We start from the raw sequence: 13,022 nt of genomic DNA, 5'->3' as shown, positions 1-13,022 counted from the left end.
GAATCCTACTCTCTCTCCTAACCAATGAAAAGCGTAGGCATTCTAGAGATACAAAATTAATAACGTTAGCTGCTTTTGATTAAAGCTTAATTGGAAGGGCTAGTCTTTTAAAGGATTCAATATTTTGAAGGATTTATTCCGTACCACTTGCGAAAAGCATGGATAAAATGGCTCTGATCATAAAAACCAACAGTGACTGCTACATGAGCCAATTTTTGGCCCGATTTGCGTAACAATAAACAGGCTTTTTCCAAACGCAGCTGCGTCAGCCAGTTATGTGGAGTCACCCCTACACTCTGCTCAAAACGACGCAAGAATTGATAGCGGCTAATATCGCACAGTGCCGCCAAGTGCCCCAAACTGATTTTACAGCTAAGGTTTTCATAGCAATACTCTTTCACGATCTGCAACTGATGTAATGACAATCCCCCTAAAACTGGCAACGGCGTTACAGCGTTAAGTTGTGAAAATAGAGGCTCACATAATTTAAACCACGTCTCCTCTACCGGTAATGTCGTTAGATCATCAACTCTTTGAATATTGTCGTATAGCTTCACTAGGCTGGCTGCTAACCGTTCATTCTCCACCATTGCACCCGCAAAAAACGGATCAGTTTCTTTTCCCGTAAGCTCATCAAAATACTCGTTCAGCAAAGCAGGAGCTATGCGAAATGTACGCATGCAATACTCACTTTGCTCATGACCAAAGCCGTCATGAATCTCACCGGGAGGCATAACAGAGATTCTACCTGGCCCCAATAAAACGCTCTGACCTTTAAATCGCTGCTTTTGAACACCCTCTACGACAAGCCCTATGTGGTAATCCAAGTGATAATGAGGACGAAACTCAAATTCCGAATAAAACCCTTCACTCAGAATCAGATCAGAGGTGTCTGCTACTCGGTGATATTGAATACTATCCTTCACAGACCCTCCACATACTTTTTCTAACTTTCTAGTGAATAGTTATCACGTTCACTTTTTCCAAAAAACTGTGCAAATACCTTACTGGCAAAGCTGTCGCGAGGATTGAATAAACGCATCAACTTCCTCTTTTTCAGTAGCAAATGATGTGACCAACCTTACCACACCGGGCCCCCAGCGATCATGATAAAAACGAAAACCCTGCGCTAGCAACCCTTCAATAACGTGCTTTGGAAAACGACAAAAAATGATATTGGCTTCAACCACACCAAACAGCTCAATCTCATTAATTACGCTGAGCCCCTGCGATAAACGTGTAGCCATTGCATTGGCATGACGGGCATTTTTAATCCACAAGTCATTTGCCAAATAAGCCTCTATTTGAGCAGAGAGAATACGCATTTTTGAAAATAGATGACCACCACGTTTACGACGAAACGCAAGTTCGCCAGCATAGCTTTGGTCAAACAACACTACAGCTTCCGCGGCCAAAACTCCGTTTTTGGTAGCGCCAAACGACAGTACATCAACCCCAGCTTTCCAAGTCATCTCCGCAGGGGTGCAATTGAGCGAGACGAGTGCGTTAGCAAAACGCGCACCATCCATGTGTAATTTAAGATCAGTTTCACGGCAAACTTGACTAATATTTTGGATCTCTTGTAGCGTATAAACACTGCCCGTTTCGGTCGCTTGAGTAATACTGACACTCGTGGGCTGCACTGAGTGAACATCGCCTACTTTATGCAATGCAGCTACACGCAGCGCCTGCAAGTTCAGCTTGGCATTATCACCAGACACGGCCACTAGCTTAGCTCCTGCACTGAAAAACTCAGGAGCACCACATTCATCATTGTTTATATGGCTATCAGCATGACATAGGATAGAGCCCCAGGGCGGATTAAGTGCCGCTAAACTAAGACCATTCGCAGCAGAGCCGGTGGGAACAAGAAAAACGCTTAAATCACACTCAAAAATTTCAGCTAGGCGTTTCTCGACGTTGACTGTATGTTCATCAGCACCATACGGCTGCGCCGCACCTGTACTGCATGAAACGATCGCTTTAAGCACTTCTACAGAGGCGCCTGCGACATTATCACTTGTAAATCCACCGTTAAGGCCTGGCAATTTTTCAGTTATCTGATTACATGCTTTCACGTGTGGCGCTCCTGAATACGTCTAAAACAACATTTGTTTAAGCAGCAGTATCCATATTTAAGAACCATCTGGATTGTAAAATATTGCAGTAAAGAACAGTGAGCAATATCGTAAGCTCAGTTATTTACCGACCTTTAAATAATGAATGGATAAAACCTAGCATAAAACTACCTACCTAAGCCCCACTGCCTATCACCCAGTGCTTGGGCTACATTCTTGGCTGTTCTTTGATTCAATTCTCATCAGTACCATTAACATTAATGCTCCCAAACACATAACAATAGCGGACAGATACAATCCAAGATTATAGTTACCGTACGACTGAGCAAGAATGCCTGTCCAGGTAGGAGCTACAATTTGAGCAACCCCATACGCTAGCGTCATCTTTCCCATAAATTTTGATGGATTACTGGGAAAGAACTTTCCTGCCATACTAAGCACCAAACTGACACATGCAATAAATGTCCCTCCATACAATAGAGCACTTAATACCATAATGGCCATCTGATCGCTGAAGGCAGGCAAAATAATGCCAACAGCTTGTAAGATATACGCTAAAAATAAGCTCTTTAGATAACCCAACTTTCTTGCTATAAGATCCCATAATAATGCAGCCGGCGTGGCGGCTAATCCAATCAACACAAATATCCACTGCCCTTTTCCTTGTAGAGCAGGTAGGCCTTCTATAATGTCAACAATAAAGGTGCTACTAACGACATAGCCATACCCTGCACAAAAGTAAGCCCCTAGCATTATCATAATAAACACTTTTCCAGGAGGCCTGTCCTTGATGACTTTAGCACCTTCTAATGGCTGGCTATGCTCAGGATGCGGCATCCACAACCAAGCAGGAATACTAAAAATCAGCGCAAGTACGGCAAAGGCAACCCACTGAAACTGCCAATTAAAAGAAAAGCTTAACAAGCACTCAACTAATAAAGCCGTAATAATAATACTGATTCCAACTCCTGAAAAATGAATACCCAACTCAGCGCGGTAATTATTATGTACTAGCCATTTCAGTATCAAACCTGATGCGAGTAATAAGCCTGCTGATGAACAGATTCCTGCAAAAAAACGTAAAATTGACCAAATAACTGTATCCGTTGTAAGCATCATCGCCGCTGTACTTAGCACCGTAAGTAATAGATAAAGTCGATACAGCATATATTTAGAATTGAGGTTATTTAAGCTAGCAGCCAGGATGACACCGCACATATAACCCAGAAAATTTGCCGTAGCCAACCAACCACCTACCGACTCTGTTAGACCCGTTTCTGCCTGCATAATAGGTAACAGAGGAGTATATGAAAATCGTGCCACACCCACAGTAACGATCAGACTACATATCCCTGCTAGGTATACCTTTGTTTTGGTAAGGCTCTTTTGCATAAATCCTCCTGCTGCACAATTTTCTATAGTGCTAACATATGCCATCTGATAGTCTAAAAAAATTGAATTTTTCAGATGTATTAGTTTAATAATTGAGAAGTGTATGGAAATATTAAGCCTCAAAACATTCAAAGCAGTCGTTGACGAAGGTGGAATTAAAGGTGCTTCCCTGGCTTTGCATACCGTGCAATCAAATATTTCTATTCGTATTCAAAAATTTGAGAGTGAGCTTGGTGTAAAGCTTTTTCAGCTAAATGGCCGCAAACTAGAACAAACACCGGCAGGCAGGCTTTTATATGAATATGCCTGCAAAATACTTCAGCTGGAGTATCAAGCTATTGCTGCTATTAACCAGAATAAAGGAGCCTATGAATTACGCATCGGCACTCCTGAAACCTTTGCCGCCGTTCACTTACCCCAAGCATTGAAAAAATTGAGAAAAACGAGTGATGAAATTTCCCCTAAATTGCACACTGCGACCAGCGCGGAGCTAGCAACGGCCGTTGTTAATAACAAGGTGGATTGTGCTTTTGTTGGTGGAAATGTAACTCATCAACACCTTCATTCCATCCCGATTATTGATGAAGAGCTAGTAATAGTTGAGCCAATTGATAAACAATATGCACCCGTTCTATTTATCCGTGAAGATGGATGTGCTTATCGAAAATGCGCACTAGCTTGGCAGCAAAACATGGGAAGAAGCCACGAAGAAACCATGTCAATGAGTAGTCTTGATGGTGTACTGGGCTGTATAGCAGCGGGTTTAGGCTATACAGTCATTGGTAAAAATATGGTTGAAAACAGCCGTTACGAAAACTCTCTTGCAGTACAGAACATAAGCGTGGGCCAAACTGTACTTAATATTTCTCTCATCCATAGAACGGATAACCCTTTAATAAAGGGCATCCATTCATTAGCAGAAGTATTTTCAGCCGTTGAAACCTAACATGCCATTTTCACTTTATGGCAGTACTTCTAGAACCTATAATAACTTACGTTATTAGGACTCAGGTTCCACAGCAATAATGTCTAATGGTTGTTCAAGTTGCTTACGGCGAAACCACTGTCGCTCTCCCAACACTAACAAGCAAGGCGTCAAGAACAGCGTCAATATTGTGGCAAACGATAGGCCACCTGCAATAGCGCTGGACAGTTGTGTCCACCATTGCGTAGATGGGGCACCAAAACTAATATCACGATTAAGCAAATCAATATTCATCGCAAGTACCATCGGCAATAGCCCCAGTACTGTTGTCACCGCCGTTAGTATTACCGGCCGCAAACGCAAACTACCGGTCTGTAGTGCAGCATCATAAGGTGACCTGCCTTGCTTACGCAGATCATTATAACAGTCAATAAGTACAATATTGTTATTGACTACAATCCCTGCCAGAGCAATGATCCCAACGCCTACCATAACAATACCAAATGGTTGCCCCGTTACCATCAAACCAATGAGTACTCCCGCAGTCGAAAATACAATCGCTGATAACACCAATCCTGCTTGATATAAGCTATTGAACTGCGTCACCAAAATGAGAGCCATCAGAAATAGTGCTGTACCAAATGCGCTGGCTAGAAACTCTCCTGTTTCTTTCTGCTGTTCATCTTCACCTTTGAATGTCAAACGAATCTGAGGGTCAAATTCATGCTTAGCGAGTCTGTCTTGCATAGCAACAACAAGATCATTTACTAATTGACCTTCTTTCGCATCAGCCTGAATAGTAATCGCCCGACGGCTATCAACGCGCTTTAAAGATCCCGTTTTGGGTGCAGGCTTAAGCTCAACAAAATTCGACATAGGCACCATACCCAATCGGGTATTGAGTTGCATCTGCATCAACTGATCTAGGTTACGCTTATCTTTTGGAAAACGGATCATAATATCGACTTCATCATCCGATGTTTCCGGGCGATAATCTGTCACCTTAATGCCATTCGTGACCAAGCGTACTGCTTGGCCAACCAAAGCAATACTTGCACCATAACGACCTGCTTCTTCTCGATCGACTAAAATACGCCACTCAATACCCGGCAGTGGCCGATCATCTTCTGTACCTGAAAAACCACCAATCTCCTCCATCATCTGGCGGATGTCACCAACAGTGTTATATAGCACCTTGCTGTCGTAACCACTGACTAGCAATTTGATTGGTTTACCCGCATTCGGGCCACCGGCAGCTTTACGGGTTTCAACTTTTATTCCAGGTAAATCGGCTGTTCTTTCACGCATCATTGTAAGAATATCATCAGCTTTTTCGCGCTTATCCCAGTCATCCAATTGAAACTGAATCACACCCACGACATCTTCAGCAACATCACTGGGTGGCTGGTTGAAGCTTCGAGCATATATCGACTTAAAACCAGCGACTCCCATCACTCGCTCTTCTACTTGTTTTAACAACACATCTTTTTCATGTATTGATAAATCTCCCCTAGCATGCAAATTAATTAAAACCATTTCTGGCTCAACATCTGGGAAAAACTCAACACCTTTGCCAAACACAGTGTAGGAGGCATAACTGCCGCCAATCATAACCAGGACCGCTAAAAAAACTAGGATTGGATAATGCAGTAACTTTGCCATGAGCTTTGTATATGCTCGATTAACTGCCGTCTGCGGCAGAGCATATTCATCACTGGTATTATTAACAGTTTGCTTTCGTCGAGCACTAACTGCGCCTAAAACTGGCAAGAAAATTAGCGCCATAAATAGGGACGCGGTAAGACAAACCACTACGGTAGCAGGTAAATACTTCATGAATTCACCGATAACACCCGGCCAAAACATCAATGGCATAAACACGACTAAGGTTGTTGCCGTACCAGCAATAACGGGCCAAGCCATACGCGACGCAGCGTAGCGAAAAGATTCTCGGGCACTTAGCCCTTGGCTCATGCGCCGTTCGGCTAGCTCTGCCACAACAATAGCACCGTCTACTAACATTCCAACCACTAGAATCAGACTGAATAAGACAACTATATTAAGAGTAAAGCCCATTAAATTTAGGACCATGATACTCGCAAGAAATGAGCCGGGAATTGCCAACCCTACTAATAATGAAGTGCGTAACCCCATAGCCGCCAGTACCACAACCATTACCAAAACAATGCCACTTAGGACATTATTCATTAGGTCCCTAAGCATACTTTTAATCTGAGTAGATTGATCCAGAATATAGGAATACTGCAGACCTTGTGGCCACAACTTGCTACGCTCTGCAACAATACGCTGTACCGTTTCGATAGTATCGATAATATTAGCGCCGACTTTTTTCTTAACCTCCAGCACCATGGCATCACCGCCACCCACACGAGCAAAACCTTCCGGATCTTTGTAAGTTTTACGAATTTTTGCAATATCGCCTACAGTAACAACCGTACCATTTACCGATTTTACCGGCATGTTGAGCATATCTTCTAACTCAGCAACAACACCGGGAACTTTCAATACTTGGCGTCCGTTTCCAGTATCAACAGCACCTGCTGCTACTAGCTGATTATTCCGCGCCACTGTATCTAGAACAGTTTCAAAGTCCAACTGGTAGCTTTCAAGAAGTTGAGGTTCAATGATGATTTCCATCAACTCTTCGCGCTCACCTCCAATATCCACTTCCAGTACACCAGTAACACCTTCGATTTCATCTTTCAGATCTTTAGCAACTTTTAACTTAAGACGTTCAGGTACAGCACCAGAGATTGCAATATTCAACACAGGAAACAAGGCTACATTTACTTCATGTATTTGTGGCTCTTCTGCACCAGAAGGTAACTTACCCTTAGCAATATCAACTTTTTCACGCACATCTTGCAATGCAGCGTCGCTATCAAACCCAGCATCAAATTCAAGAGTAACCGAGGCATGGCCTTCTGAACCCACTGAACGCATCTCTTTAATGCCTTCTATAGACTTAAGTTCTTTCTCCATAGGTCGGACTAATAAGCGTACGGCATCATCAGGTGATATACCCTCATATGCGATAGAAACATACATAATGGGAATTGCGACATCAGGGTCTGCTTCTTTAGGAATACTCTGAAATGCGGCCAAACCACCAACCAGAAAAAACATCAGAATTAGAATGCTAGTGCGACTTCGGTCTATCGCCGCGGCAACAAGGGCAGCAATCATTGATCAATCCTCCTGCACTGATACATTACTAACGTGCTTGATTGTCAAATCAATATCGCTAATGGGTTCGACCTCCTCACCAGTAGCAACAAAGTCTTGCCCAATAGTAATGATACGAATTTCTTTATCCAAACCTGTGAGCCAGAACCCCGTAGTATCAGTACGGATTATTTCAACAACCACATCAACAACCCGGTTTTTATCATTAACTAATTTTACCTGCAGGTTACCCGCCTCATTTAGGCCTAACACGGAGCCTGGCAGCAAGTGCCCTAACTCTTCTCCCGCCGGCAATAGTAGAGTGGCAGACAGACCAATAATTCGTAGGTGTTGTGGGTTAGGTATCTGAACCTCAACCCGGTAACTTCTCGTGACCGAATCAGCAACCGGCGAAATAAAACTTAACTCACCTGTCATTTCTTGGCCGTTACTCAGTACCACATCTACAGGTTGATTTTCTTCCAAGCGTCCAACGCTGTGCTGCGGGACTTGACCGGTTACTTTAACTGTCCCATCGTCTACAAGCTCTCCCAGCACATCACCTGCTTGCATGTAGTCTCCTAATTCAACCATTCGCTTATTCAGTACACCGTCGAAAGGAGCGGTTACCCGTGTCTCACGTAGCTCGTGCTGAACCCTAGCCAGTTGTGCTCCAGCAGCCTGTACCGCCGCCTGATCAGCAAACACTCGACTCTCGGATTGCAAACCTCGTTTTTTTAATTTAAGGCTCGCTGCTAAATCACTTTTTCGTTGCTTCAGTAGTGCTCTTGCTTCTGCCAGTTGTGCTGAACGGTAATCAGGAGATATTTGCAGTAATTTATCTCCGGCTTGCAAACGCTGCCCTTCATTAGCAGTTAAAGCAGCAACACGGCCATCGATTTCAACTTTAATCTCAATGGTTCGCTTAGCTTCTACATGCCCTTGCACTCGTACAAACTGCTGTACTTTATTGGCACTAGAGTTTTTCACCTTAACTTTCATTAATGACTGGTCTTCAGAGGATGCCTCTTCTACAGGAGCATGAGTTGTTTCTCCTCTCATGCCCGACGCCATCCAAACAGCCATTACGATAACGATAGCAACTGCCATTAATACTGACTTATTCATCTTTTTCCCTGTTCTTCCGCGAGCCGATCAGACTGGCGGGTAAGCGCGGCGATCATATAGTCAACCACATGATTAATATAAGTATCTTTTTGTTCCGTTGTTTCTAACGGTTGTTGCTTACAGCTACCACCTTCTTGCAAAGCCACCATAGCGCCTTCATAAGTAGCGCTCATGCCTGCCATCATTACTTCTTGAGGCATATCGGGATTCACTTCACCTTCTGCAATTCCTTTACAAACAGCTTTTCCAAACGCCTCTGTAAAATACTCATCACAGCTATCTAATCTCTGAAGGTAATTAGTACTTATGCGTTCCCGAAAAGACTTTTGCTTAAAATACATATACATATGCTGATACACGACGTTATCTCGGTGAAATTTAAACGCATATAGCAGCATGCCACGCATTTGTTGCACCCCAGTTAAACACTCATCTGCCGCAAAATGTTGGAACCTAGTTAGCATCAACTGGCAATCATCCAAGAGCAGATGCGCATAGATGTCATCTTTACATTCAAAGTGCTTGTAGACAGTCCCTTTGCCAATACCCGTATGTCGAGCAATTTTATCTACGCTTAGCGTTTCCCAATGCTCGCCTGATAAAAGCTCTAATGTGCTATCAAGAATATCTCGCTCACGGCGTTCAAACTCCCTTACTTTACGATCGTTCATCAGCTAAGTTCACACCAAAAAGAAACCGATAGTCATTTTATGACCGATAGTCACAAAAAACAATAAAAGAAATTTTAACTCTAAAATTAACCTTTATTTGAATTCGTATTCTCTAGCCATACGTAACGTTTTTAGACTTCAACAGCGTTAACTTCGCGTTGAAAAAGGCAGGACAATTCTGCTGCAGGCACCGGTTTAGAATAGAGGTACCCTTGAAAAATATAACAACCAAGCTCAAGCAGCGTTTCTCGCTCCTCAAGGGTTTCAACTCCCTCAGCAATGACGGCAAGATCTAACCTGTCTGCGGTCGCGATAATAACTTGCACAATAGCGGCTTCTTGCGAAGAAGGTGTTAGATCTTTAACGAACGAGCGGTCGATCTTTAAAACATCCAGCGGTAAGTGACGTAGATACTTTAGTGACGAATAACCCGTTCCGAAATCATCAATCGCAAATGAAATCCCTCTTTGCTTAAGTGACTTCATTTTGTTGCTAGCAATATCGAAATTATTCAGCAACATGTTCTCAGTTATCTCCAACTCTAACATATGGCCTGGGACCTGAGTTTCATCCATCAACCTAAAAACACGATCAACAAAATCAACCTGCATAAACTGCAAAGGACTAATGTTAATAGCTAAACGACGAAAGGATTTAGGTAGCCCTTGTTCCACCCACATTGAAAGTTGCTGCAACCCCTGTGAAAGTACTCTATTACCAATCTCAATTATTTGTCCGCTGTCTTCAGCAATAGAAATAAAATCGCCAGGCAAGATAATGCCTTTTTCCGGATGGAGCCAACGAAGGAGAGCCTCAGCTCCAATTATTTGCTGCTCAACCCCGACCTGAGGCTGATACCAGAGCTCAAGCTCATTATTGTCCAAAGCCTGATGCAGGCCTTTTTCAATCTCTAAGCGTTCTTGTGCCGAGGACTGCATTTCAGGATCAAAAAATTGGAAGCCGTTTCGTCCCAGCGCTTTGGCTCGATAGAGAGCAGTATCAGCATGTCGCAGAATCTCCAGAGCCCCATCACTTTCTGTCGTTGGGAATACCGCTATACCAACACTTGTTGTGCAATAAAGAAGATGACCATCAATATCAAACGACACCGTCATTTCATCAAGTATTTTAAGCGCTACGCCCGCAGTAATTTCAGCACATATTTCTAGTGAATTTCCTGTTTCAGGAAGTAGAACTACAAACTCATCACCCCCAAAGCGTGCGCAAGTACTTTCCCCGGGTAATATTCTTACCAAACGCTGAGATATCTCACATAATAGCTTGTCGCCAATGCCATGCCCCAAAGAATCATTAATTGTTTTGAATCGATCCAAGTCCAGATACAACACCGCACCATAGTTATGATTGGTTTGATGGAGCTCTAAAGAAGAGGTCAGACGATCTAGAAATAATCGTCTGTTGGCTAACCCGGTCAACGTATCAAAAAATGCTAGATTATAGATTTGACGCTCAGCTTCTTTACGTACTGTTATATCTCTAGCAAGAATCAAAATATAACCAGTGTCCTGTAATGTTAGCTTTATACATCGAGCTTCAATGGGAAACCGACGATGCTTACCCATTTGCACATCCTCAAAAGTACTCGCTTGCTTAGCATCAATACTGATAAATAGATTCTGAAGCCCTACACAAGAGTAGTTTTGACTAAAATCTGCTAGCTTGCGCCCTTCTAGGGTATCGCGGGTAACACCAAGCGTTTCAACAGCCTGATTGTTGGTTTGCACAATAGTGCTGTCAAGAAGGCAGAGAAACATTGCATCGCCCGCATTCTCCATCAGTGAACGAGAAAAGTACTCACTCTTTGATAAATTTTGAATAGTGTCATTTAGCTGATCAGCTACCACCTTTCGCTCTTGCCATAGGCTAGCAAAACTAGATACTAAATCACCCATCTCATCGGGCTCAGTGTAAGGGAGTGATGTTTCACCATCGCTATTTCGAAGCTGATTGACCCATTTAGCAATATCCATCATAGGTTTTGACAAATAACGATAGAAAAGCATCAGAAATATACAGGCAAGAATTATATTATGTAGCAACCCCAAAGATAGGCTAGTGACTGCTCGAAGGGCAAAGTTACTGGCGATATAAGCTGCATCCAAATCAATGATCAACTTGGCTGCTTGCCCCTTCTGTTCCTCTACTCTAAGATCCGTTTCTATTAAGGTGTTTACCTTGAAAAAATATTCACCAACCAATGACAGCATTGTTTGCTCTGCTTGCTCTCTAGAGTGTTCGGCTAGTACCTCAGAAAAGTCATCGATCAATCTAGCACGGTAAATTTCTGGGTACGATATGAGTGTATTAGTAACCTCCTTCGCCTGCGTAACATCAAGGTTATATATCGCCCGAACAGCGGTCGCCTTATGTAACAAAATAATACGATCAAGGCCACTGACTAAATGTAACTGTTCCTGCTTATAGTCCAGAAATATCTGCCCACCCGCCGAAATCAACCCCAATAGTAGCGAAATCAGTAAGACTGATCTGGCTTGCTTAAACGCAATTTTATGTCGGAAATTAAGCGCCATAAGAAAGGGTATGAATAACAGCAATGATACGGGTCATGAGGTTTCCCTATAAATACTTGTTGTAAATCGCATCAAACTCACCAGATTTTTTGATGCGTTTTAAACCGGTATTAAACTGCTGTAAGAGTTCAGGGTTACCTGGATAGAGCTTGCTTAAGCACAGGTAAAATGTGGCGCTTTGTTTATCAGCAAATCGCTTAGTTTTTATCTTATCCTCTAAACCTAGCTGCTGAGCACGGTACAGTGCAGTTAATTCACCAATATAAAGTGCATCGATGTCTCTGAATACAACGGATCGAATAGCACTATCCATATCGGGTGCTTTTATATGCTTAATACCTTTTTTTGTTAGCTCTTTTTGAATCGCCCAGCCATCAATTGCCGTAACTTTGTAGTGCTGTAAGTCCATCAAATTTGTTAATTTTCTTACATCTGTTTTGGTTGCCACTACGGCTACCTGATTAGCTTCACTAACCTTATCGCTAAACAAAATGTAAGGTTCCCTTTCTGGTCGTCGTGCACAGCTCGTATAGCCTGCGATATAACCATGCTCAAGATTTTTTAAAATCCTTTTCCAAGGCGCCGTCTTGAATACAATACTAACCCCTACGCTACTAAACGCGGCAGTGACAACATCGACATCAATACCGCTAACCTGAGACTGTTCATTAACAATGGTATAAGGGGGATAATCAAATGCAAACAGTTCAATTGGCGTCTGCTCTGCCAATGCTGAAAAAGGCAGTAACGACAAAATAACAATAAAAAACCTTTGTATGCATAAACTCACTTCAGATCCCTCTAAAATATCGCGGAACGCGCTATCATGTTATAGCAATAAACAATTAGCATTATACTATTATAATTAAAGACCATTTTTTACTTTTTTACACAAAAATCAACCACTATTTGGTTGTTTTTCAACCAGTGATCGTTACACAGCTATTTACATCCACTAAAAGAACATCTCCTTTCGGCATTAGTAACAACAGCTTTCGTCATACTTAAAAACCATACAGTCACCGATGTGAATGATCTTTAGTACTAGAAATTAACCCTTTGTTTAATACACATTAAAATCCACATCACA

9 protein-coding genes are annotated in these 13,022 nt (G+C 42.6%); 1 reads left to right on the top strand and 8 read right to left on the bottom strand.

Translation table 11 applies throughout. The features are described 5' to 3' along the window. Window positions 1-116: 116 nt before the first annotated feature. The 3 genes from QZZ55_RS01880 to QZZ55_RS01870 all read right to left on the bottom strand — a co-directional run bounded on the left by QZZ55_RS01880 (window position 117) and on the right by QZZ55_RS01870 (window position 3,470). On the bottom strand, window positions 117-926 hold the full coding sequence (locus tag QZZ55_RS01880; protein WP_293264727.1) for an AraC family transcriptional regulator: 810 nt from the start codon (window positions 924-926) through the stop codon (window positions 117-119). A 78-nt stretch (window positions 927-1,004) separates the two neighbouring features. Continuing rightward, window positions 1,005-2,078 carry a low specificity L-threonine aldolase gene (locus tag QZZ55_RS01875; RefSeq protein WP_293264725.1) on the bottom strand — a complete coding sequence of 358 codons (1,074 nt, stop codon included), beginning with the start codon at window positions 2,076-2,078 and terminating at the stop codon, window positions 1,005-1,007. A 192-nt stretch (window positions 2,079-2,270) separates the two neighbouring features. After that, window positions 2,271-3,470 (bottom strand): YbfB/YjiJ family MFS transporter, encoded by a 1,200-nt coding sequence (locus QZZ55_RS01870; protein WP_293264723.1) that lies wholly within the window; start codon window positions 3,468-3,470, stop codon window positions 2,271-2,273. 103 nt (window positions 3,471-3,573) lie between these two features. Between QZZ55_RS01870 and QZZ55_RS01865 the strand changes: the two genes are divergently transcribed. Beyond that, a complete protein-coding gene (locus tag QZZ55_RS01865; RefSeq protein ID WP_293264721.1) occupies window positions 3,574-4,416 on the top strand; it encodes a LysR family transcriptional regulator in 843 nt (280 codons plus the stop codon). Window positions 4,417-4,470: 54 nt separating this feature from the next. On the opposite strand, the gene QZZ55_RS01860 is transcribed toward QZZ55_RS01865, so the two are convergent. The 5 genes from QZZ55_RS01860 to QZZ55_RS01840 form a co-directional block, all read right to left on the bottom strand. After that, on the bottom strand, window positions 4,471-7,602 hold the full coding sequence (locus QZZ55_RS01860; protein WP_293264719.1) for an efflux RND transporter permease subunit: 3,132 nt from the start codon (window positions 7,600-7,602) through the stop codon (window positions 4,471-4,473). A gap of 3 nt (window positions 7,603-7,605) precedes the next feature. Beyond that, window positions 7,606-8,709, bottom strand: coding sequence for an efflux RND transporter periplasmic adaptor subunit (locus QZZ55_RS01855; RefSeq protein ID WP_293264717.1), 1,104 nt, complete (start codon window positions 8,707-8,709; stop codon window positions 7,606-7,608). Next, entirely contained in the window at window positions 8,706-9,380 is a 675-nt protein-coding gene (locus QZZ55_RS01850) for a TetR/AcrR family transcriptional regulator (RefSeq protein WP_293264715.1), read from the bottom strand. Before QZZ55_RS01850 ends, QZZ55_RS01855 begins: the two co-directional genes overlap by 4 nt. Before the next feature lie 131 nt (window positions 9,381-9,511). Then, on the bottom strand, window positions 9,512-11,932 hold the full coding sequence (locus QZZ55_RS01845) for a GGDEF and EAL domain-containing protein (protein WP_293264713.1): 2,421 nt from the start codon (window positions 11,930-11,932) through the stop codon (window positions 9,512-9,514). A gap of 46 nt (window positions 11,933-11,978) precedes the next feature. Further along, entirely contained in the window at window positions 11,979-12,722 is a 744-nt protein-coding gene (locus QZZ55_RS01840) for a transporter substrate-binding domain-containing protein (RefSeq protein ID WP_293264711.1), read from the bottom strand. Window positions 12,723-13,022 lie beyond the last annotated feature (300 nt).

Source organism: Neptunomonas sp., assembly GCF_016744175.1.
In the GTDB taxonomy this organism is placed as follows: Bacteria; Pseudomonadota; Gammaproteobacteria; order Pseudomonadales; family Balneatricaceae; genus Neptunomonas.
The sequence above is the reverse complement of the archived record's forward strand: the minus strand, read 5'-3'. Positions and strand labels throughout refer to the sequence as shown.